General features: G+C 58.5%; 22 protein-coding genes. 16 read left to right on the forward strand and 6 right to left on the reverse strand.

The genetic code is table 11. From position 1 onward, the window contains the following. The first annotated feature begins 750 nt into the window (after positions 1 to 750). The 3 genes from arsH to QCE48_RS05350 are packed head-to-tail and all read left to right on the forward strand — an operon-like array spanning position 751 to position 2,349. Positions 751 to 1,527, forward strand: a complete 777-nt coding sequence (gene arsH, locus QCE48_RS05340; RefSeq protein WP_309785752.1) for an arsenical resistance protein ArsH — start codon at positions 751 to 753, stop codon at positions 1,525 to 1,527. A gap of 9 nt (positions 1,528 to 1,536) precedes the next feature. Further along, entirely contained in the window at positions 1,537 to 1,875 is a 339-nt protein-coding gene (locus QCE48_RS05345; protein WP_087633954.1) for a helix-turn-helix transcriptional regulator, read from the forward strand. Continuing rightward, positions 1,876 to 2,349 carry an ArsI/CadI family heavy metal resistance metalloenzyme gene (locus tag QCE48_RS05350; protein ID WP_087633953.1) on the forward strand — a complete coding sequence of 158 codons (474 nt, stop codon included), beginning with the start codon at positions 1,876 to 1,878 and terminating at the stop codon, positions 2,347 to 2,349. Positions 2,350 to 2,461: 112 nt separating this feature from the next. On the opposite strand, the gene QCE48_RS05355 is transcribed toward QCE48_RS05350, so the two are convergent. Further along, positions 2,462 to 2,803: a metalloregulator ArsR/SmtB family transcription factor gene (locus QCE48_RS05355; protein WP_309785750.1), complete on the reverse strand. Its 342-nt coding sequence runs from the start codon at positions 2,801 to 2,803 to the stop codon at positions 2,462 to 2,464. A 198-nt stretch (positions 2,804 to 3,001) separates the two neighbouring features. Between QCE48_RS05355 and QCE48_RS05360 the strand changes: the two genes are divergently transcribed. Both QCE48_RS05360 and arsB read left to right on the forward strand, forming a co-directional pair. Continuing rightward, on the forward strand, positions 3,002 to 3,517 hold the full coding sequence (locus QCE48_RS05360) for an arsenate reductase ArsC (RefSeq protein WP_309785749.1): 516 nt from the start codon (positions 3,002 to 3,004) through the stop codon (positions 3,515 to 3,517). A 2-nt stretch (positions 3,518 to 3,519) separates the two neighbouring features. Continuing rightward, complete coding sequence (arsB, locus tag QCE48_RS05365) at positions 3,520 to 4,593, forward strand: ACR3 family arsenite efflux transporter (RefSeq protein ID WP_309785748.1); 1,074 nt, start codon at positions 3,520 to 3,522, stop codon at positions 4,591 to 4,593. 277 nt (positions 4,594 to 4,870) lie between these two features. Here the strand turns inward: arsB and QCE48_RS05370 are convergent, their stop codons facing one another. The 4 genes from QCE48_RS05370 to QCE48_RS05385 all read right to left on the reverse strand — a co-directional run bounded on the left by QCE48_RS05370 (position 4,871) and on the right by QCE48_RS05385 (position 7,214). Further along, positions 4,871 to 5,374 (reverse strand): hypothetical protein, encoded by a 504-nt coding sequence (locus tag QCE48_RS05370; RefSeq protein ID WP_309785747.1) that lies wholly within the window; start codon positions 5,372 to 5,374, stop codon positions 4,871 to 4,873. Positions 5,375 to 5,482: 108 nt separating this feature from the next. Then, complete coding sequence (locus QCE48_RS05375) at positions 5,483 to 6,439, reverse strand: SOS response-associated peptidase family protein (RefSeq protein WP_309785746.1); 957 nt, start codon at positions 6,437 to 6,439, stop codon at positions 5,483 to 5,485. A gap of 37 nt (positions 6,440 to 6,476) precedes the next feature. After that, positions 6,477 to 6,821 (reverse strand): hypothetical protein, encoded by a 345-nt coding sequence (locus tag QCE48_RS05380; RefSeq protein ID WP_309785745.1) that lies wholly within the window; start codon positions 6,819 to 6,821, stop codon positions 6,477 to 6,479. A 111-nt stretch (positions 6,822 to 6,932) separates the two neighbouring features. Continuing rightward, the gene (locus QCE48_RS05385) at positions 6,933 to 7,214 is read right to left on the reverse strand and encodes a hypothetical protein (RefSeq protein ID WP_309785744.1); all 282 of its coding nucleotides are present in this window, start codon (positions 7,212 to 7,214) and stop codon (positions 6,933 to 6,935) included. 89 nt (positions 7,215 to 7,303) lie between these two features. Between QCE48_RS05385 and imuA the strand changes: the two genes are divergently transcribed. The 6 genes from imuA to QCE48_RS05415 all read left to right on the forward strand — a co-directional run bounded on the left by imuA (position 7,304) and on the right by QCE48_RS05415 (position 13,495). Further along, a complete protein-coding gene (imuA, locus tag QCE48_RS05390) occupies positions 7,304 to 8,017 on the forward strand; it encodes a translesion DNA synthesis-associated protein ImuA (RefSeq protein WP_309785743.1) in 714 nt (237 codons plus the stop codon). Continuing rightward, complete coding sequence (locus QCE48_RS05395) at positions 7,941 to 9,404, forward strand: DNA polymerase Y family protein (RefSeq protein ID WP_309785742.1); 1,464 nt, start codon at positions 7,941 to 7,943, stop codon at positions 9,402 to 9,404. Before imuA ends, QCE48_RS05395 begins: the two co-directional genes overlap by 77 nt. 12 nt (positions 9,405 to 9,416) lie before the next feature. Then, a complete protein-coding gene (locus tag QCE48_RS05400) occupies positions 9,417 to 12,563 on the forward strand; it encodes an error-prone DNA polymerase (RefSeq protein WP_309785741.1) in 3,147 nt (1,048 codons plus the stop codon). A gap of 115 nt (positions 12,564 to 12,678) precedes the next feature. Next, positions 12,679 to 12,900, forward strand: coding sequence for a hypothetical protein (locus QCE48_RS05405; protein ID WP_309785740.1), 222 nt, complete (start codon positions 12,679 to 12,681; stop codon positions 12,898 to 12,900). 145 nt (positions 12,901 to 13,045) lie between these two features. Next, positions 13,046 to 13,255, forward strand: coding sequence for a dodecin (locus tag QCE48_RS05410; RefSeq protein WP_309785739.1), 210 nt, complete (start codon positions 13,046 to 13,048; stop codon positions 13,253 to 13,255). A gap of 105 nt (positions 13,256 to 13,360) precedes the next feature. Then, positions 13,361 to 13,495, forward strand: coding sequence for a hypothetical protein (locus tag QCE48_RS05415; protein ID WP_309785737.1), 135 nt, complete (start codon positions 13,361 to 13,363; stop codon positions 13,493 to 13,495). 89 nt (positions 13,496 to 13,584) lie between these two features. Here QCE48_RS05415 and ligD read toward each other — a convergent pair whose 3' ends face one another. Beyond that, the gene (gene ligD / locus QCE48_RS05420) at positions 13,585 to 16,095 is read right to left on the reverse strand and encodes a DNA ligase D (RefSeq protein ID WP_309785736.1); all 2,511 of its coding nucleotides are present in this window, start codon (positions 16,093 to 16,095) and stop codon (positions 13,585 to 13,587) included. 250 nt (positions 16,096 to 16,345) lie between these two features. On the opposite strand from ligD, the gene QCE48_RS05425 reads away from it, so the two are divergent. From QCE48_RS05425 to QCE48_RS05445, 5 genes are all read left to right on the forward strand, one after another. After that, positions 16,346 to 17,263 carry a Ku protein gene (locus QCE48_RS05425; protein WP_309785735.1) on the forward strand — a complete coding sequence of 306 codons (918 nt, stop codon included), beginning with the start codon at positions 16,346 to 16,348 and terminating at the stop codon, positions 17,261 to 17,263. Then, the gene (locus tag QCE48_RS05430; protein ID WP_309785734.1) at positions 17,260 to 18,102 is read left to right on the forward strand and encodes a tetratricopeptide repeat protein; all 843 of its coding nucleotides are present in this window, start codon (positions 17,260 to 17,262) and stop codon (positions 18,100 to 18,102) included. The genes QCE48_RS05425 and QCE48_RS05430 overlap by 4 nt, the downstream gene beginning before the upstream one ends. A gap of 670 nt (positions 18,103 to 18,772) precedes the next feature. Beyond that, on the forward strand, positions 18,773 to 19,984 hold the full coding sequence (locus tag QCE48_RS05435) for a hypothetical protein (protein WP_309785733.1): 1,212 nt from the start codon (positions 18,773 to 18,775) through the stop codon (positions 19,982 to 19,984). Between the two features lie 32 nt (positions 19,985 to 20,016). Further along, complete coding sequence (locus tag QCE48_RS05440; protein WP_309785731.1) at positions 20,017 to 20,370, forward strand: hypothetical protein; 354 nt, start codon at positions 20,017 to 20,019, stop codon at positions 20,368 to 20,370. Between the two features lie 776 nt (positions 20,371 to 21,146). Continuing rightward, entirely contained in the window at positions 21,147 to 22,136 is a 990-nt protein-coding gene (locus QCE48_RS05445; RefSeq protein WP_309785730.1) for a hypothetical protein, read from the forward strand. Positions 22,137 to 22,298: the final 162 nt, after the last annotated feature.

Below are 22,298 nucleotides of genomic sequence, written 5' to 3' on the forward strand. Positions count from 1 at the left end.
TGCCGACCCGCTCTGGCGGAGGGCAACCGTTGCGCGGCCAAGCTATCTGCGGGTCCGTTCGTACGGCGCCGAGAAATCCGATTCCTTCGTGTTCGCAATACCGCTGTGCGCGTAGCGCGACGAGCCGTTCTCTCAGGCGTGCGAACACCCCGACGACGCCACTTGTCTTTTCGTGGGTGGTCAACGCAACGAAAAACGTCGACCCTTCGTCGGCGACCCTATTGCGTGTCCGCAGCAACGGAGTCATCCAGTCACAGGGCGGCCAAAAACGGCTCAAGAACTTCGCATCCAGGACAACGACAGCAGCCGACGAGCCGCCAGTCCCGAGAAATCGCGCCCGCTCGAGCGTCTCGTCGAGCGCGCCCGTCAGCGCAATCGCTGACGTCGCGTACCCGGTCTGCAACTCGAACGCTTTCGCGACGTATGTCGAAAGCGACGCACCCTAGGACCGTGTCGCAGCCGGGCCGTCGGAACGCCGTACCGCGTCGCTCGCCGCTGGTCGCTCTGCCTTTAGCATGACCAACGCCTGCATCGAGCCGCAGTGCCACCCATCCGCTGCCGAAAAGGAAGGTCCAGTCGACAAGAGGTCTTCGCGGTCCATGACAGCCCCATAAATTTCATATTTCCAGAATAGCGGAAATGTCATAGAATGCAAACCACGAAACGATGATGTTCGCTTCTCGTCTGGCAGCAATGCGGGGTCGGCGAACGTCGGGTGCAGTCAGAAACGTCAAATAGCAAGGTAATGAGATGACCGTTGATGCAATCAAGGGCGACCACAGCTTCCCGGCCGCCAGAACAGAATTTTTCGACACCGAAATTTCCGCACGCCTCGGCATGGACGGGCAGCCGCCGGTGAGAATTTTGTTGCTCTACGGCTCGCTGCGTGAACGGTCGTATTCGCGGCTGCTGGTCGAAGAAGCCGCGCGCCTGCTGCAGACGTTCGGCGCTCAAACGCGGATTTTCGACCCGCGCGGTCTGCCGCATGCCGACGATACGGACGTGAAAAACCATCCGAAAGTAAAAGAGTTGCTCGAGTTGTCGCTGTGGTCAGAAGGACACGTGTGGTGTAGCCCTGAGCGCCACGGCACCATCACGGGTCTGATAAAGACACAGATTGACCACCTGCCGCTCGTCAGTGGCGGCATCCGCCCAACACAGGGGCGCACGCTGGCGGTCATGCAGGTCAGCGGCGGTTCGCAGTCGTTTAACTCGGTTAACCAGTTGCGGCAGCTTGGACGATGGATGCGCATGTTCACCATCCCCAACCAGTCGTCGGTGGCCAAGGCGTTTGAAGAGTTCGAAGAAAACGGGCGGATGAAACCATCGTCGTATCACGACCGCCTCGTGGACGTCATGGAGGAACTCGTGAAGTTCACGCTGCTGCTTCGCGGCCGCGCCGATTATCTCGTCGACCGGTACAGCGAACGCGTGAAGGAAGACCGCCCGCTGGACCCAGCGACCGACCTGGCCTCCCAGGCAATCGCCGACCAGTCGCGGAAAGAAGTGCAGACGAGCAACCAGTAAAGGCACGTCATGGCTACCCTCGATTCAAAACTGGCAGTCAAGGCGCTGGCAGCGCTCGCTCATGAGACCCGCCTCGCAGTCTTCCGCCTCCTGGTTACGGCGGGACGCTCGGGTATGAGTCCAGGCGCCATTGCTGAAAAAATGGGGTTGCCCGCCCCGACGCTGTCGTTCCACCTCAAGGAGCTAGCGCACGCAGGGCTCATCGAGGGCAAGAGTCAGGGCCGGTTCATCATTTACAGCGCCAGCTACGACCATATGCAGACGCTCATCGATTTCCTGATGGAAAACTGTTGCGCGGCGGAACAGGCAGAGCAATGCGGCTGCGGGACCAACGAAACGGAGGCGTAAATGAAGCGATTTCACGTGCACGTTGTTGTCCCGAAGCTCGACGAAAGCGTGCGTTTCTACAGCAGTATGTTCGGCGCGGAGCCTTCCGTCCTCAAGGACGATTACGCGAAGTGGATGCTAGAGGACCCGCGGATGAACTTCGCCATTTCGGCGCGCGGTGGTGAAGCCGGTGTCAATCACCTTGGATTTCAGGTCGATAGCGACGATGAGCTGACAGCCCTTCGTGCGCAGGTCGTCGCCGGCAGCGTCGCGGTACAGGACCAGCCCGGCGCGCAGTGCTGCTACGCATCGTCAAACAAATACTGGACGCAGGACCCCGCTGGTGTTCCGTGGGAGACGTATCACACGCTCGGCGGCATCCCGATGTTCGGAGCGGACAGCCGTGAGTCAGCGGCTCCCGAATCGGGCGGGGCTTGTCATGCCCCCGCTAGCTCGATTCCGGCCGCCATTGCGAAAAAGGTCGGCTGCTGCTGATTGGCGGTAGACACGCAAACGGCCGCGGAAGTTACAAGGCGGCCGTTGCAGTTGGGCATTTATGCGCATCACGGCAGAGCGCTTTCGCGCCGTCTTGCGCATCAAGTGACTGTCATGCGGTCACTGGCTTGCACTTTACTTTCTTTGCCGGCTTGCATGCAGCCGACTCGACGCCTTGGCAGCAGTTCTCGGTGAGGAAACCAACCAGGTCGTTCATGTGCTCGATTTCGGGGCCGTAGTACACGAAGCGCCCTTCCTGACGGGACGTTATCAGCCCCGAGTGCGTCAGTTCCTTCAGATGGAAGGAGAGCGTCGCACTGGCCAGTTCTAGGTGCTCCTGGATGACACCGACGTTCAGACCCTCCGGCCCGGCGGTGACGAGCAGCCGAAAAATAGCCAGGCGCGTCGGCTGTGCCAGCGCCGCCAAGGCTTTAATGGCGTCTTTTTCCTTCATAAGGCTCTGTCTCAAGGTTATGCGCTGATTCTAACGCGACGGCGCGGCCGCCGGGCCAAACGGCAGCCCAAGGCGCCAAGGACGTCTATGACGAGCGCGCATTGCACCCACGCACGCTTGCTGCAACAGAACGTTTCCATTATATTGGAGATGTCGATTTAAATCTCAATCGCGACGAGGCGTCGCCAGGAGAAGTGTGTGACAGAAAACCGGAAGTACAACGTCTTATTCCTTTGCACCCACAACTCGGCGCGCTCTATCCTTGCCGAGGCCGCGCTTAATCAGCTCGCCGGTGACCGCTTCGTCGGTTACAGCGCGGGCAGTCATCCGGGAACCGCGCCGAACCCTCACGCAATCGCGCTGCTCAATTCGCAGGGTATCGACACGGAACGGGTGCGCAGCAAGAGCTGGGATGAGTTCGCTGAAGACGGTGCCCCGCAGATGGACTTCATCTTCACTGTCTGTGACGATGCAGCGGGTGAAGTGTGCCCCATTTGGCCGGGCCATCCTGCGAAGGCGCATTGGGGCGTGGCTGACCCGTCGAAGGCAGAAGGCTCGGACGAGGAAAAGCGCAAGGCATTCTTGCAAGCCTTCGTGCAGATGAAGAAGCGCATAGAGCTCTTCACAAATCTGCCGCTCGAAAAGCTCGACCGGCTGGCTGTCCAGCAGCAGATGCAGAGCATCGGCACGTCATTGCGTGAGAAGGGCGAGTAACCATGGCGGGAAGTCAAACAGTCGCGAAAGCGGCGCGGCGCGCGCCAGGCGGCATCGGATTTTTCGAGCGCTATCTGTCGCTGTGGGTCGCGCTATGTATTGTGGTTGGCATCGCGCTTGGCAAGCTCTTGCCCGGCGCTGTGCACACCGTGTCGACGCTCGAGTTGGCCCACGTCAACATCCCGGTCGGGATTCTGATTTGGGTGATGATTATCCCGATGCTGTTACGCATCGATTTCGCGTCACTCGGGAAGGTTCGCTCGCAGTTGAAGGGCATTGGCGTGACGCTGGTCATCAACTGGGCGGTAAAGCCGTTCACGATGGCTTTCCTGGCTTGGGTCTTCGTGCGACACGCATTTGCGTCGCTGCTACCTGCTGACCAGCTCGACAGCTACGTCGCCGGCCTGATTCTGCTTGCAGCTGCGCCTTGCACCGCGATGGTCTTCGTCTGGAGTCAACTGACGAAGGGCGACCCGTACTTCACGCTGTCGCAGGTCGCGCTGAATGACCTGATTATGGTGTTTGCGTTTGCGCCGGTCGTGGGTTTGCTTCTCGGTATCTCGAACATCACGGTCCCTTGGGATACGTTGCTCACGTCCGTGGTGCTCTATATCGTTATCCCGGTCATCATCGCGCAGCTTGTCCGCAAGACTCTCTTACGACACGGCGAGCAGGCTTTCCAGCGAGCGCTGTCGAAGATTGGCCCGTTCTCCATCGCGGCGCTGTTGCTGACCTTGGTGTTGCTCTTCGCTTTCCAGGGCGAGCAAATCATTGCGCAGCCGCTTGTCATTCTGCTGCTTGCCGTGCCCATTCTGATTCAGGTGGTGGTGAACTCATCGCTCGCCTACCTGGCGAACCGACAACTGGGCGTCTCGCACGACGTTGCTGCACCGTCCTGCCTGATTGGCGCGTCAAACTTCTTCGAGCTCGCTGTTGCGACGGCCATCAGCCTGTTCGGTTTGAAGTCCGGCGCGGCGCTAGCCACTGTCGTTGGCGTGCTCATCGAAGTGCCTGTGATGCTGGCGGTCGTGAAAGTCGTCAACTCGTCCCGGCGCTGGTACCAGCGCGAAACATAGTTGAGACGTTAGCAACAAACGGGGGCTTCTTGAGAGGTAGGCCGCCTCGCTCGGTTCGCCAATTGCCTCAATCGCAATTCGTCGGCATCTTCGTCATTCGTTTCTGCTGGAGTCGGCCTACGGAGCGTCCGGAAACCCCGGGACTCTTGCCTACTCGGTTTAGGCCTAGAAATTTCCTTTTAGCCGGTTTGGCGATGTCGTATGAACACTTCTTTCACCTTGGTTTGTACCCCGCTACGTTCCGCTGACTTGCACTGGTCGGCCGATGCGGATGATGTCAAGTGGAGAGCTTCGCAAATGGATTGATTGGCTGCACCTTCTTGCCGTCCTTTACGCGCTCGAGCATCTGGCACCGACCCCGGTCAACGACCATCGATTCAAGCCCGCGTACGACGTTTGATTCCATCGCTTGCAAGCCGGCGTCGCCGCTGAAGTTAGCACTGAACGCGGAGTGAAATCGATACTGAAAGTAAGCAGAGACTTCTTGGATACGCTCTGGAGTACCCGAATCTGTGAACATCACAGACTCTGACGAAAACGGGTCGTAGTAGATGACATTACGGTAGTCGGAAGCCACGGCTACACGCGCTTCATCGCTGACAAGCAGCGAACCGACTAACTGGATAGACCCTTTCATCCCCTTTGGCGTTTTGAATACCCAACTGCGCTTTGGCAGCCGCTCCGCGAGTTGCACGATTTTCGAATTGTTGGAGCCCAGATGGCCGACCTCGCCATTCTTAAGGTTCTGCTCAAGTTTCTGCCAATGATAAAAAATGTCCATCTAGTATCAGCCCACTAATTCCTTGTTCGCCGCGAGGCTCAATCGACGCGGCAATGTTTAAAAAAACGCGCCTCTCAAGCAGATGCTGTTGCGGCCAAATGTGAATGATTATGCTGCGAGCCGGTGCTCGTAGTAAGGACGGTCTCTGTCATCAAGAATCGCATATAAGGCATGCAAGCCCGCACTCGGATTCAGCCAAGCCTCGATGTTCTCAGACTTGATTGGGACGATGCAGCGGTCGTGGCCGGCAGCCTCAACTTCCGGAGGCGGCTCATCGGTGATGGCAGCGAATGACAGCAAGTCGGGTTGGCCCGGCGCGCTCCAACGCGACCACAGACAAGCGACGTGCATCAACTGGCCGTTGTTTGGGCGAAACTCAAGGACGACGTTCTCGTCTTTCTGATGTGTTTCCAGCAACGTGCCTTCCATATTGGCCTTGCGGACGTTTTCGTAGAAGACATCAACGAGTATCACGCCATGCGTGTAACCGAAGCAGGGCTTCCAGAAGCCCTCAAGGTTGTCCCTTCGCGCATTGTAGGTGCCTGGGTACTTCACATCGTAGTTCGCGGGTTTCCCGGCGATTCGGCACTGGTAGCGCATCGGCCTTACCACATACCTACCGTTCTCCATCACGAGCACGGGTGCATAGGTGCCTGGAAAAATCCGGGAGTCGCGTGGTTGTGGCTCCGTTCGGTTGATGTCTTCAAGGCGACGCAGCGAGGCTTCGATTTTGTCCGTCGCGATGCGCTTGCTTTCAGTTGCGGCCTTGGTCACCTTCGATTGCAGCGTACGCTCGGCATCCGCGAGACGAGTGCGTTGTTTGAAAAGCTCTTGCTCGAGCTTCGTCGCCTGTTCCGCGTTGAATCGGTCGATGGACGCCTTTATCTGCCGCTCAGTGTCGGTCTGTGGGTCGCGGAAACTGTCGTCGACGGCCTTCGGAATCTTCACTTTGCTGCCGTCGGCTCTCTCGAAGTAAAGGCGGGCAAATTCCTCGATGTCCATGTGCGCACCGAAGGTCTTCACGTACTTGCGATAGTCCGCCTGGATTTGCGCCGAGTAGCACATGCAATGTCTCCGTTCATCAATTCGGGGGATGGACAGGTCAGAGCGATTCCTTGCACAACTTCATCATCTTCTGAACCAGGGTACTCCCGTGGTTCAGCGTCATCTCGCCAGTGAAGATAGCTTGCACGTCGCTCTGCCGAACGGCGATGCCGGCGTCTTTCAACTCGCGCTTTGCAATCTTCAACGCAAGCTGTCCGAGAAGTACCCGGTCGAGCCAGTTCATCGAAAGAACGTTTCGCACGAGCCAAATTCGACAGCTCTCAACAAGATGGTCGACCCGCCACTCGTATGTGAGTGTATGAGAAGCAGCGACGGTCGCGACCAGGAAACACAGCAGGTCGGCACGTGCGCCCGGGATTTCGTCAATATCCAGTTTGTCCATTGTTCTGGTGCTCGTTCTGGTTGCTCGTTCCGCTTGATTGTTCGAAGCTTCGTTCCATTTCGATGGAGGTGCGGACGAGGCGGCGAGAATCAACCGCTTGGAGCCGCCCAGTCACCTTCGCTGGCTGCAGCGCATACTCGTTCCAACACATGAGCCGTCGCATCCCTTGCAATAATGCCGGTTGCGCACGCCACCGTCGGCGACCCAGCGGTTGAAATCGTCGTTCGACCTCGTGCCGACCGTTCGGCCGCTTTCCTGCGCGAAGAAGGTCGGCTCTCCCGCCCTGCCGCGCGCGATAGCCTCGTCAATGGTCGCATCGCCGAATGCGTCACGCAGCTTTGCGACAAAATCCGCAATCTCCGGCATCGGGTGCTTTCGCACAAGCATATCCATTCGCGTCTCCAGTAGCCACCTAAAAGGGGCAATTCACTGCTTCAGATTTTTGAGTTACGATACTGTACATCCATACAGTATCTCTCGAAATGGCCGCCTTGCCCCAACACATCGAGTCGATTCATCCGAGCCTCTGGCGCGGGTCTCAGCTCGCCCGTGCATACGGCAAGACCGTCGACACCGGGTATGCGGCCCTGAGCGCCGAGCTACCTGGCGGGGGCTGGCCATTGGGAACACTGGTGGAGTTGCTCGTCCAGCAACCAGGGATTGGCGAGATGCGACTTTTGAGGCCCGCGCTCTCGGAATTGAGTCCGCGACCAGTGGTGCTGCTCCAGGCTCCGCACGTTCCCAACGCGTTGGCGTTTTCGTATCTCGGGCTGCCGATGAGCCAGTTGATGAGACTGCGAGCGCCGAAGACGGCGGACGCGCTCTGGTGCGCCGAGCGCGTGCTTCAGGCCAAAACCTGCGGCGCTCTCGTGTTCTGGCAACAGCACATCCGGGCTGAGGCGCTACGACGGCTTCACCTCGCCGCTCAGGCGACGGAAACGCTACTGGTGCTTATCAGGCCACTGGCCAGTGCCCAAGATGCTTCGCCTGCGGTTCTCCGACTGGGAGTCAGACCGGCTGACGGCGGCCTCGTCGTCGATGTTTTAAAGCGACGAGGCCCGACACGAACCGAAACATTGTCCGTCGCCCTGCAACCGTCACCAATTTTGCTCAGCCCTTATGGCCGTGTTCGTCGCCATCTTCCTGCCCCGGCTTTCGCTGGAGGTATTCCGTCCGCGGTGGTCACCGCCGACTGAGCACGGGTGCGTCGTGCTGGAGCGCGACAAGGTGATTGTGATGGACGCAGTAGCGCGGGAAGCCGGTGTGTTGCCCGGAATGAAGCGGGGCGGCGTGACGACGCTGTCGCCTGACGCAGCGGTCTACGACCGCAGTCTTGAACGCGAGCGGGAGGTGCAGCGCGAGGTCGCCTTCGGCTTACTGCGCTTCTCGCCGCAGGTTGCTGTCTGCGACGAAGAGACCATCGTCGTGGACGTGACCGCAAGTCTGCGTCTGTTCGGCGGCGTCCGTTGTATCTGTTCGCAGTTGCGAGGCGTCGTCAACTCGATAGGCGTGACGGCCCGCATGAGCGTTGCACCAACCGGGCAAGGCGCATGGCTGCTGGCCAAGCGAGGCCGATGCCGCGTACTGAAGATGCGTTCGCTCGAACGAAATCTCGATGCTCTTCCTTTCATGGTCGTGCAAGAGGTCCGAGCGTTCGCGGATTGGTTTCAAGGTCTCGGTTGCCGAGCATTGAGTGACATCCGGCGCCTCCCGCGTGCTGGGCTGAAGAAGAGGTGCGGTGTGGATTTGCTTGACTCTCTTGACCGTGCCTATGGCCTCTCGCCCGAGCTCTATCAGTGGCTCGAGGTACCGCCAACCTTCAGCGCCCGAACTGAACTGCCTGACCGCGTCGAACACGCCGAAGCCGTGCTTTTCTCTGCCCGACGCCTCATCGTGCAGCTTTGCGGTTGGTTAAGCGCGCAGCAACTCGCGCTGACTCACGCCACCATATCCCTCGAGCACGAACGCGGCCGACAAGCCGTCGAGCCCACCATTCTTGAAATCGCTCTTGCTGAGCCGACCTGGCATGAAGAGCACCTCGTGCGTCTGCTCAAGGAGCGGCTCGGACGCACCGAACTGCCGGCTGCTGTGCTTGCCGTTCGACTGACGGCTTCCAAAGTCGAACCGGCCGAGCCGCCGAGCGACTCGCTGTTTCCCGACCCTGGCGGGTCTACCGAAGACCACAATCGCCTCATTGAACTCCTCGTTGCGCGACTTGGTGCGGAGAACGTGTTGCGGCCGGCGCCGACCTCTGACCACAGGCCTGAACAGGCGAATCGATGGGTACCGGTGCAGGACGAGGCGAAGCCGACCGTCCCGCCGGCGGGTTTGCCGCGGCCGACCTGGTTGCTCGACGAGCCCGTTCGCCTCATGGTGAAGAACCATCGACCGTTCTACGGTTCGCCGCTCAAGCTAGTTTCGACTGGCGAGCGCATCGAGGCCGGTTGGCATGACGGCGAAGCAGTCACGCGCGATTATTACGTCGCGGAGGCAACCGACAAAAGCTGCTATTGGATTTACCGCGAACGCCCGAGCGTGAAGACGGAGGAAGTACGGTGGTTCCTCCACGGCCTCTTCGGGTAACAAGGTGTCGTCGTGGACTTCCCCTCGTCGGCATTGCCGGATTACGCGGAGCTATTCGCGTTCACCAACTTCTCTTTTCTCCGCGGCGCTTCGCATGGCGAGGAGCTGGTTTTGCGTGCTTCGCAACTCGGTTACTCCGGACTCGCTGTCACAGATGAATGCTCGCTGGCGGGCGTAGTCCGCGCTCATGTACAGGCGAAAGAGGAGAAGCTCCCGCTCATCATTGGTTCGTTCTTTCAGCTCGTAAATGCGGACAAGAGTCCGGCGTTCGGTCTCATTCTGCTCGCTCAAAATCGCAACGGCTACGGCAACCTATCCGAGTTCATCACGTTGGGACGCATGCGGGCAGCAAAAGGCGAATACCTGCTGACGCCGCAAGACATCTCAAAGCCCGAGAGTGGTTACGCGCATCTCAGAGGCATGCCCGACTGCCTTGCCATACTGGTGCCAGACTTCCCTGCGAAAGAAGACGCCCTTGCTGCTCAGCTCGAGTGGATAAATGATGTCTTCGCAGAGCGCGCATGGGTGGGACTCACCTTGCACCAACGTGCGATGGACGACATTCATCGCGGGGCTGTCGAATACGTTGCTGACCAGTATCGCGTCCCAGTTGTCGCGACCGGAAATGTCGTCATGCATGTGCGGTCGAGGAAGCCACTGCAAGACACGATGACCGCCATTCGACTCGGCAAGCCCGTCGCGGACTGTGGCTACGACCTCGCGCCCAACGCGGAAGGCCATCTACGTTCGCGACTGCGGCTGGCGAACCTGTACCCTGCGCATACGCTGTCCGAGACGCTCAACATCCTCGAACGCTGCAATTTTTCGCTCGACGAGCTTAGATATGAGTACCCAGACGAACTTGTGCCGGATGGCTTTACGCACGAGGATTACCTGCGACAAGAGACGTACGTTGGCGCTCATCGTCGTTTTCCGGCAGGCATCCCGCATGCCGTCCAAGAGCAAATCGAACACGAACTGCAGCTCATCCGCGACCTTCACTACGAAGCATACTTCCTGACGGTCTACGACATCGTTCGCTTTGCACGTAGTCAGCACATTCTGTGTCAAGGTCGAGGCTCAGCCGCGAACAGCGCGGTCTGCTTCTGCCTCGGCGTGACGGAGGTCGACCCGTCCCGCGGAAACATGCTATTTGAGCGGTTCATCTCGAAGGAGCGCGGAGAGCCGCCCGACATCGACGTCGACTTCGAGCACCAGCGACGCGAAGAAGTCATCCAATACATCTACCGAAAATACGGTCGCGACAGGGCTGCTATCGCCGCAGCAGTATCAACCTATCGGCCGCGCGGTGCTCTGCGCGAGACCGGAAAGGCGCTCGGCATCGACCCGCAAATCGTCGACAAGGTTGCGAAGTCGCACCAGTGGTTCGACCAATCGCAGGACCTGTTGCGTCGGTTCGCCGAATCGGGCCTGGACCCTGAGAATCCACTTATCGATTTGTGGGCAAAGTTGGCGGCTCAAATTCTTAACTTTCCGCGACACCTGTCGCAGCACTCCGGTGGCTTCGTCATCAGCCGGGGCAAGCTTACGCGCCTTGTACCGGTCGAGAACGCAGCGATGGCGGACCGGTCAGCGATTCAGTGGGACAAGGACGACCTCGAAGCGTTGGGTCTCTTGAAGATTGACGTGCTCGCACTTGGCATGCTGTCAGCAATTCGCCGGACGCTCGACATCATCTCCGAGCAGCGCGGGGAGCGGTTTGAGATGCAGGACATTCCCGCTGAGGACGAAGCGACGTACGACATGATTTCGCGCGCCGATACAGTGGGCGTCTTTCAAATTGAGTCGCGCGCGCAGATGAGCATGCTGCCTCGCATGAAGCCGCGCGAGTTCTACGACCTGGTCATCGAGGTGGCCATCGTACGGCCTGGGCCAATTCAAGGTGGCGCCGTCCATCCGTATCTGAGACGGCGGCAAGGTTTCGAGCCGGTGACTTACCCCAGCGATGCCTTGAAGACTGCACTCGGGCGAACGCTTGGCGTGCCAATCTTTCAAGAGCAGGTCATGCAGGTCGCCATCCTGGCTGCGGGTTTTACGCCAGGCGAAGCGGACCAGCTCCGTCGCGCCATGGCCGCATGGAAGCGCAAAGGCGGACTCGAGAAATACTACGACCGCATCGTCCTCGGAATGCAGGACCGTGGCTATGAGAAGGACTTCGCAGAAGCCATTTTTGAACAAATCAAAGGTTTCGGCGAGTACGGCTTTCCGGAGAGCCACGCGGCGAGTTTCGCGCTGCTCGTGTACGCAAGCAGCTGGCTCAAATGCCACGAGCCGGCCGCGTTCCTCGCAGCAATGCTGAATAGTCAGCCGATGGGCTTCTATTCACCGTCGCAGCTGTTGCAGGACGCGACGCGTCACGGAGTAAAGGTCGTTCCTGTAGACGTCACCATCAGCGGATGGGATTCGGTGCTCGAGAGGCAAACGAATTCAGAGATGGCGGTTCGCCTTGGCCTGTCACTGCTGAAAGGGATGAAGGACGGCGCGGCAGAACGTATTGAAGCGGCTCGAGCCGTGAAGCAATTCTCGAGTGTCAGTGACCTCGCGAGACGCGCGCAGCTCGACCGTCGCGACTTGCAGGTCCTAGCTGCAGCAAATGCGCTTTCGTCGCTGGCGGGAAATCGGCGGGAAGCGCTTTGGCAATCCGTTGCGGCGGTCCCGGACCGCGATATCCTTGCTGAAGCTAGGATTGACGATGAGACGCCGGTGCTCGGCGCGCCGTCGGAGGCTGAGAATATCGTCGCTGATTACAACTCGACGGGACTCACCCTTGGGCGACATCCGCTTTCTTTGCTGCGCCCGGCACTGCTCGAGCAACGACTGATGCCAGCCTCAACGCTGATGACCTATCGAAATGGTCGACTCGCTCGCGGATGCGGACTGGTTACGGTGCGTCAGCGACCAGGCACTGCGAAAGGCGTCATGTTCGTCACCATCGAAGATGAGACCGGGAACGTGAACGTCATCATTTGGCCGTCGCTCCTTGAGAAGCAAAGAAGGGAAGCACTCGGCGCAGCGTTGCTTGGCGTATACGGAACGTGGCAGTGCGAAGGCGAGGTTCGACATCTTGTCGCGCAGCGGCTTGTCGACATGTCTCATCTACTCGGCGGACTGAATACAGTAAGCCGTAACTTCTGTTGACTCATATCGACAAGCGGCAGGCCCGCCGGAGCGTTGCGTCGACGCCGCTCTGCTGGGCTGCTGTCCCGAACGCGGCTTGCTGAGCCTAAGGCTCACATGAAACCTGGAGGCAACCATGGCAGGCGACACCGCATACAAGCCCGGCGAAATCGTAAAGGTCAGCGGCATTTACTCGGTCGTACACGATGACGGAAAAAATACATTTGAAGCGACTTGTGTTGAGGGAGAGCACTTTCCGCCGACGCGAAGCGGAAAGGGGGCGCATTTTGAACTAAAGTACGCCGCGACGCATTCTCACAAACACGACGAGTTGAAGGGAACGGAGGCGCGCAACTGACACTGCGAATTGGGCACATGGCGCATCCCGGCAGTGGAGACAAGTCAGTTGCGCCGTGGTCTTGTGCATGGTACCCATGCGTTGCATTAACCCGATTCAGGCCCTTACTTCGACGGGCGTCTGTTTATCGTGAAGCTAGCTCTCAATGTCCGAACATGTTTATAAACTTCTCGAGCTAACTGGCTCGTCCATGATTTCGTCCGACAATGCGGTGGGGGTCGCGCTTGAAAAAGCGTCTGCTACGCTGCAGAACCTCGAATGGTTCAAGATTCAGGAGGTCCGAGGTCATACTGAAGGTGGGAAAATCCTGCACTGGCAGGTGACGCTCAAGGCAGGCTTCCGCATCGAAGACTGATTGACTTTGTGGAGCAGCCGGCGAGTGAAACAAAAGTGTGGCGAGGCCGCGGCCATCTCACGAGTCGCGGGGGCAGCGCGAGAGGTGCTATCAGCAACCGAGGCGTTGGAAGAACACGCCAAGGCCGAGGGCAACGAAGGCGCTCGGGCTTTGCAGTTAGCGCGCCTCGCCGCTGCTGTTGATGAACTTCAATCGGCGCGCGATGCGCTGGATGAGTTGCTCACCAAGAAGTTACGCTGATATTGTCCGCATGAGCTTGTCAGTATGCGACTAACGTTATTCCGCACTCGGGTTACCTGACGGTAGTTCTGGAACCCGTGCGAAGCCGCTTATGGAAGACGCTTGATTGCCGCTGCCAAAGATTGTCCGGTCGACCAAAAGTCCTTCCATGGGTCGCTCGCCTGGAAGCTCAGATATTCACGTGCCGTCTGAACGTTCCACTGAGCTCCGGTCTTGAGGTCGGAAAGCTGCTCCCAAGCGACCGGCATCGATACGCCCATTGCAGGTCGAGCGCGAGCAGAAAACGCCGCAGCCGTCGTCTGGCCCTTTCCATTGCGCAGGTAGTCGACATAGATTTTGCCGATTCGATTGGATGGTCCAGATACCGCCGAAAAGCGCTCAGGAATAGTCTTGGCAAGATGTCGAACGAACAATTGCGAGAAGGCCTTCACCTTCGCATAGTCCATTCGCGGAGCCAGCGGGACGACGACATGCAACCCTTTGCCGCCACTTGTCTTGAGCCAAGCTTGGATACCTAACTCCGACAGCAGTGTCCGAACCAGCATTGCGGCCTCCTGGACATGATTCCACTTCACACCTTCACCGGGGTCTAAGTCGAAGATGACCCTGTCAGGCGCGTCTAGCCGACGGACCACCGAGTTCCAAGTATGGAATTCGATAGTGTTCATCTGAGCTGCACTCAGCAACGCCTCTGCCGTATCGACCGTCAGTAGCGGCGGATGCTTTGGCCACAAATCGCGACTATGAGCGGTCAGGCCAGGCATCGCTGTGCGCTCGGCATGCTTTTGGAAAAAGAGGTTACCGGCAACACCGTCCGGCGCGCGAACAAGCGCGACAGGCCGGTCTATGAGGTGGGGTAGCATCCGTTCCGCAACACTTGCGTAATATCGAACCAGGTCGGCCTTCGTGATTGACGCCGACGAATCGATAACGCGCTCGGGATGGGTAATCTTGAGTTGCGGGGGCGGCTCGGGGGCTTGCGTCTTTCCACCCTCACGGACGACGGTACGAGCAGTCTTGTCTAGGCGTAAGCCGACAAAGGAGGCTTGCCTTACCGCACCGTCCGCCGTCCATTCCGCAAACTCCACCTCTGCAACCAAAGTTGGTCGAACCCACCTCTCGCTGTCCGGTGCACGCCTAGACCATCGTCCGGGCTTCTTGACAGGTGTGTCGAACGGCGCCGCGTCAACCTCGAGAGGCGCGAGGCGGTGCCAAAGGTCTCGTGCGGTTCTAGAATTCCATCCGGTCCCGACGCTTCCTGCATCATGAAGCTTGCTGCCGACGTAATAACCGAGCAACAAGCTGCCGACTTCCCCATCGTTGCCGCCACGTGCGGTCATGCCGCAAATAACGAGCTCCTGTCTCAAGCGTGTCTTCGCTTTGAGCCACGTTTGCGTCCGTCCCGACTCATAGAGCGCATCGCGCTTTTTGAGCATCAGGCCCTCCAAGCCCAGTCCTGCCGCAGCTTGAAATACCTGTGCGGGCGGCGCGTCGAAATTTTGACTGAACAACAGGTGTTCGCCCGAGTCTTTAAGAAGCTGTGCTAGTCGTGCTCGCCTTGCCCAGAGCGGCACTTTCCTAAGGTCGTCCCCGTCGAGATACATGAGGTCAAAAACGAAGAACACAATTTCCCGATTCTTGGCGCCGTCAATGGCATCCTGGAGTGCTGAGAAGCTGGGAATGCCATCCTTGAGCACGACAATCTCGCCGTCAATCCAGGCACTTGAAAGCGGGAGCTTCAAAAGCTCGGCAGCGAGCGTCGCAAACTTTGCAGTCCAGTCGTGGCCGTTTCGCGTGAACATTTTCACGCGCTTCTTATCAATCCGGGCAAGGAGGCGGTAACCGTCCAGTTTCGTTTCAGTTATCCAGTCGCCTACGGCAGGCAGAGAGTCAGCAAGCGTGGCCAGCTGTGGCTCCAGCGTTGCAGGCAGCGGCGCTCGTCTTGCGGCCGACAGGTCAATCTCGGATTCGGCTGCGCGCGAGCGTCGCCCCGCCCTCGGCTCACGTACTTCAATGAGCCCGAGAGGATTCGCGATGACGCTATCCGGAAGCGCCTTTATGACGTCGTATTCTGCGAGTGGCCGAGCCCACTCGTCGCGCTTTTTGAAGAGCATCCACTGGTCTTGCTTGTCGCCGGCCTTCGATATGCGCACCAACTCCCATAGGCCGGCGAGCTTCTCGCCGTGCAGTCGAAAGACTAGCTTCCCAGCTTCCATCCCTTTGGCGACGTCGCCTACCGGCTCCCACGTTCCTCGGTCCCACACAATGACAGTGCCAGCACCGTATTGCTTTGGAGGGATGGTGCCCTCGAAGGCCGCGTAATCGACGGGATGGTCCTCCACATGCACCGCCATCTGCTTTTTCCCAGGGTCGTAGCAAGGACCTTTAGGTACTGCCCACGACAACAGCACGCCATCGAACTCGAGTCGAAAGTCGTAGTGCAGACGGCTCGCCCAGTGCTTCTGGATGACGAATCTGAGACTACCAGTACCGACACTCGTGTCACTGGTCCGTGCGGATGGCTCCGGCGTGACGCTGAAATCCCGTTTCTTCCCGTAGCGGGCCAGCGGCGGCGACTTCGTGTCACGAGTAGGAATCATGATGGCGGTCCGTAAGCAGAGCGGTGACGAAGCCCAACGTGCCACCTCGAGCGAATATTCAACGAGCCGAGGAAGCAAACGACATGCCGTTCCGTCGCATGACCCGGAGAGGCGGGATGGCCGTCATCGTGGCTGCTGGCCGTGCTGCGGCACACCTGGTGCTATCCTGTCTGCACGCCCTGGCGGCTGTGGGCGACGATTTCATCATTTTCATCCGGCAAAAGGCTAACCAGCCGGCCAGGAGAAGCTCATGGTTGCTCGCTCGATTGCATCGCTTTCTCTTTCCTTTGGACTGGTCTCTATTCCAGTTCGACTGTACTCCGCGACAGAAAGCTCGTCCGACATTCGGTTCAACCTGCTGGCCCCCGACGGCTCACGTGTGAAACAGCAGTACGTCTCGGAATCCACTGGGCAGGTTGTCGAGCGGGCTTCCATGCAGAAGGGCTACCAGTTTGAGAAGGACCGGTATGTTGTCTTCACCGGCGACGAATTGAAGGCGCTGGAAGAAGGCGCGAGTCATGTCGTCGAGATAGTCTCGTTCGTTCCAGAAAAGTCAGTCGACCCCGTGTTCTACGACAAAGCGTATTTCATTGCGCCCGATAAACGCGGCGGGAAGCCATACAGCCTCTTGCAGCAGGCGCTCGCCGAGACCGGGAGGTGTGCGCTCGCAAAATGGTCGTACAAAGGCAAGACGCGAATCGTCCAGGTTCGTCCAACGCCAGACGGCATGATTTTTCAGCAGTTGCTGTTTGCAGACGAAGTTCGGTCTCTGAAGGACTTGAATATCGAACATGTCGCCGTTTCCGATTCAGAATTGAAGCTTGCGGTGCAAATCATCGAGCAGGGCGCAGAGGACAACTACGACGCTTCCGCCTATGAGGATGAAGAGAAGAAGCGGGTCCTGGCTGACATCGACCGCAAGATTGAAGGCAAACAAATCGTAGCGCCCGAAGCTGGCGAAGCTGCACCGACTGGCGAAGTGATTGACTTGATGGAAGCGTTGCGCGCTAGTCTCGCCAAGAGCGGTGAGAAGACAAAGGTCACAGAGAGGCGGAAGACTGTGTCGAAGGCTGTGGAGGAACCGGTGGTTCCAAAGACACGCAAACCCGCCACACGAGCGCCGAAGGTTGCCGCCGAAACTCCGGCGAAGGCGCGCGCACGCAAGTGAGCAAGCGCGACGTATCGCACTACGTGTCACTCGCCAAGCTCCAATCGATGCTGGGCGTGTCGCGCGGCGTCGTCGATGGACTCATCGAGTTAGGTCTCGTGACGCCCACCCGAGGCCCTCGCAACGCCTTACGCTTCACGTTCCAAGATGTCGTCCTTTTGCGCACGGCATTGCAGTTGCGGACGGCGAAGACCACGCCGCGAAAGCTGCGAGAGGCGCTCGCCCGACTCAAGCGCGACCTTCCTGACGAGCTTCCGTTGTCCGGCATCCGCATCGCTGCCGAGGGAGACGCGATTGTCGTCAAGACAGGACCGTCGCGGTGGGACGCGGTAACAGGTCAGATGCTGCTCGACTTCGAAGTGGCCAAGGTCGGAGGCGATGTTGTGCTCTTCGACGCGACGCCGGAACGCAAAAGCACAGCAGCTGCTCAGGCACAGGAACGATATGACTTGGCAGAACAGTTGCTGGCGGCTGACCCAGGCGCTGCCGAGCGGAACTACAGGCGCGCCATAGAGCTGTCTCCCGAGCCCTTTTACGCTGCGTACGTCGACCTTGGCGCCTTGCTGTGCGAGGACGAACATCAATGCGATGAGGCGCTGCGCGTGTTCGACCGAGCGCTAGGGCATTTCCCAGACGATGCAGTGCTGCATTTCAATCGAGCGGTGGCGCTCGACACCATGGGGCGACTTGACGAGGCAAGGAAGAGCTATGAGCAGTGCCTGGCGCTTAATCCGAACTACGCCGACGCCCATCACAATCTCGCCATTTTATTAGAAATGCGCGGCGACCGCCGCGGGCTGATTAGGCATCTGAACGCATACCGACGGTTGAGCAATTGAGGTAACGGCCGTCGTGCACCCCGTCAATGAGGTATCGGCAATGGAGTGCCTACAACAGCTCGGACTCGGCTTCGAGACGGCGCCTTGTTTTGCTCTTGTGCAGCCGAAGCGCTGCGTCGGTGCTCCCCGTCCACTTTTCCGCACGCCAACATCACTATGGTCCGACCTTGGAGCCCAATCGCGGGAACTCCCCGAAAAACATCATGGCCGGAACACGGCAGCGTCGAGACGAGATGAGCCGCAGCGCTTAGCGCTGCAGCTCTGCGCGTTACTACAACGATTGCCCGGGATGAAGCCGGGAGTATCGCCCAAACCTAGGCGGTTTGCGTGAAGAACGGACGCAGTTATCCGACTGACTTGTCGGCACTGTTATGTTGCGCGGTACTTTTCTGGAAGTTCGTCGTCCGGGCCGCCGTAGTTGCAGCGAAGCTGACCGTCTTCCGTGATGTAGACGCAGACCGGCCCACTCAGCCCAAAATCTTGCTTGTCTTGTTTCCGTACCATACCCACCAGTTGGCCGTTACGCCGGATTTCGCCGCACACGCGCGCTCCGCACGTTGGTGCTGTCGTGCGAAACAGACCGTTCCTTGCGGTAGTGGTTTACCACTTCATGGTTGAGAGCAATTCTCTGCCTAATATCTAACAGCTTCTAACAACGGGGAGCGCTGTGATGAACAAGAGGCAACTTGGAGCGACTCTGCTGATTTCTGGGGTGTGTTTGTTGATAGCATGTAGCAGCACAAAGAACATGCCGCCAAGTTACGTTTCCGAACTATGGTCGAAGCAAGTTCGGCAGTTCGACATCGTCCCGGTGTTCCCTCCGCGAGCCGACTTGCAGGTCGGCGACATCTATATGTCGTGTGAACACAAGATTCTCGCCACTGACGACTCGATGGTGACGCCTACGGGAATCAATCACCCTGCTATGTGGATTGGGTCGATACCCGGTATTGTGTCAAGCACGGATGCCAGCGGGAAAGTCGTGAAAAAAGGGTTACTCGCCAAGCAGTACGAGACCAGGGTCCAGATGCCTGTCATCGCGCATCCCGCCTCTGGCACCGCGCCGACTGCAAAACCGCCTCCGCCCGCGGGAATATTCGCTGCTACAGGCCCTGTGGTGCTGATGCCCGTGTCCATGCCAGAATTTTTTTCGATTTCAGCAACCAAGGCCGAGGCACAAGCGTTGATACCGTTTCCGTCGGTTCTCGCGAAGGCAGGATTTAGTTATGAAAACGCTCAAAACATTCAAATTTCAGTGCCTGCTGCCGAGTCGTACGGCATGCCTATCGCACCACTTTTCGCCGCCTACCGTGAAGATGCAAACAAGGAGCTGCGCACCCAAGTGAACTATGCCTACGCAAAGAACGCCCCTGGCTTCTGCAGCGAGGGCACACCGGTCATGGACATCATCACCGAGGTGTATGCCGCGCGCGCAATCAACGTGAGTATCACGCTTAGTAAGGCAGCAACCGCTCAGGCAGCCGCTGGGCTGTCGTATCCCGCCGGAAGTGCGCAGGCGACGGTGCTCAGCGCCCTCGCCAAGTATCTGAGCCCGGCACCGGCCAGCGGGGCTGCTGCGACGACTGCGGCACAACAGCTCATACCTACGCCGGCAGGCGCAAGCGCGCCAACTATCGAGCAGGCGACCGCGTTTATTATTCAGCTCAACACTCTCTACAAGCAGATAGAGGGCGACAGTGCACCGCTACAGTATCCGGGCGTTCAGGTGAGCATCATCAATGGAAACGGGACTGGGGTCGTCATGAGTCGTCAGTTCGATTCACCGGTTGTTATCGGTTATCGGAGTTTTTCGTTCTTGCCCAAGACCGCTGCCGAAAGCGGCGCATCCGGACCGATGGCATCGAGCGCGCCGCAATCATGAAGCGTCGCTGAAGTCACATGAAGGAGGTCACCATGACCACAAAAGCATCATCGAAAGCCAAAGACGTAACACCCGCGAAGACAAATCCCGTTGTCGTCAAAGCGAAGCGTTCAACCCGTTGGAAAAAGGACAGAGGAATCGTCGTCGCTCCGCCCCCGGGAGCAAGTCCGACCGCTGACGAAAAAGGCCTCGCCGTGGGCTCGGTGGCTCAAGGCGGCATCAAGCCCGACGAGCTTACACAATCTGCCGCCCTTTCCCCTCCCGGTGGTGATTCTTCTGACGGGGATGATGTCGTTATGGTGAATCAAAATGGCAAGCCCGTCCAAGCGACTCCACCACGACAGGATGACGACGGTGTGGAGATGGTGGGGCAAGCGGGCCGCTGAGCACGTCTGCTCAAACGTTTGGATTACGTTCTCGTGCTCACGTTTGCTACAAGGAGGAGGCAGCATTCAGACGGGGAACCTCATAAGAAAGTGCGCCGCATCGGAAAGCAATGTCTGACGTTTGACAACGATGCCTGTTACGCGTTCGGCCGTCACCTCCACGTCCGGCGTCCACACGCCCGAATACGGTATGTGCTGCACCGGATGCGATGGTTTCGATGTGAGAAGTCGGACGGTCCTCCCTATCCTGAGCTTGCCCGGGCAGAGCCGGTCAACGGCGAACAGAACAGGGTTGCCATTTGCCGTCCCACGCGTAAGCAGGTCCCGGCTGCCAGGCAGGTCGGGGTCGTCCCCCGCGGTTGCCGTGTGGCTACCAATGGGCCGCCACGATTCAACGGCTCCAACTACGGCCGAGTGCACGATAGGCGAATGACAGGCGTCGCAAGGTCACCGTGCGTGCTCACAAAGCTTTCGCTCAGCAGAGTTCCCCATTCGCTTACTTCACTGCGACGCATTGCGACTGCGGCACTTTGGTTCTTGTATGTGCGTTCACCTACACGACCGACACAATATTGAGCTTTACGGAATCCATTCTGTAATCTTTTATATGAGCTACAGGGCCGTCCGTCGCGTAAAACCACTCATCGGAGGCTTTTGGTAAGAGCCCCAAGCCGCAGGCGCGCGACGCGATAATGGCGACGGTTCAACATGCAAGTCTTCAGGATTGCGAACACTGAACAACGGGATTTCTCGTAGGAATGGCGAGGAGAAAAATTATGAACGCAGTGGGGTGGACCAATCCGGTTCTCGAAGAACTGATGTCGCATGCGCAATGGTCAACGACCGCTGATGACAACGCGCGGGACGAAACTATCCCAATTTCGTTTTACGAACGTATAGTTGAGGCATACAACACAAACCCGAACGACGACAAAGCAAGACGAAATCTCGGGCTGCTTGCGTTGACCGTGGGCGTTAGCGAGTGGGGCGTCAGCGGTGTTGACGAAGCTCAGTTGCCGGACTCGCGCAATACGAAGTGGAGTTCCAACAGCAACGCCCGGCAAGGCAAACACGTGATGAGTTACGACCTTGGCGGCATTGGTATCTCACATCTCGACTCCGATGAGCTAGGCCACTTTATCGAGTTCGTTGCCCAGAATTTCGTCACAGACGCAGCAAGGGCGGCAGACAAAACAGAGCTGCTGAAACTCGTTGACCCCGCTAACTACCTCCACAAGCGCATTCAATACGACCAGATTCGTGCGTCTGGCCTCTGCGGCTCGGAGCCGGTAACCGCCGACTTGTTCAACGAGCCCTTCAATGCGGACAAGGACCATCCGGGAGTCTCGAAAGAGAACTGCAGTGACTGGGACAATAAGAAGCACATGAATCCGAAGACCTGGCAGCTCTTTCGGACCTACATGCGCATGGCGCTGCGCTCACAGAAAGGGCAGGAGTGGATTTTCAACAGTTGGCTTGACGGCAACTGGACTCGCTCACTCAACCACACGTTGGCGCATGGTGGCAGCGTTGAGGAGGCGCTAGCGAATGCGCGCGTCCGCAACTCAGCGCCTGTTCGCGCGGAGGCGGCACTGAGCATGCCGAGTGGCGACGACACCGCACTGATTCAGAGAGAAATCGACGCCTACGCGCAAATGAACGATGGCGTGACCGCGCGCCGGCGATACCCCTTTATCATGCGCAGCGTCAACCTGTATCGCTTTCTTGACAAGAAGCCGCTGCTTACCGGCGTGCGGCGCCCTTAGGTGCCGTCGTTTGAAGGTGTGTGCCATTCAGACATTGCATCTGCCCACGGTGATGTTTAGCCTGGCGGCCTCAAAAGCGAGGTGCAACACCTATCTCGTATAAGGTGTTGCAATGCCCGACAAAACTACTTCATATCAGCACCTTCAACCTGAAGAACGCCT

It is taken from the genome of Caballeronia sp. LZ024, from assembly GCF_031451455.1.
Classification (GTDB): domain Bacteria; phylum Pseudomonadota; class Gammaproteobacteria; order Burkholderiales; family Burkholderiaceae; genus Caballeronia; species Caballeronia telluris.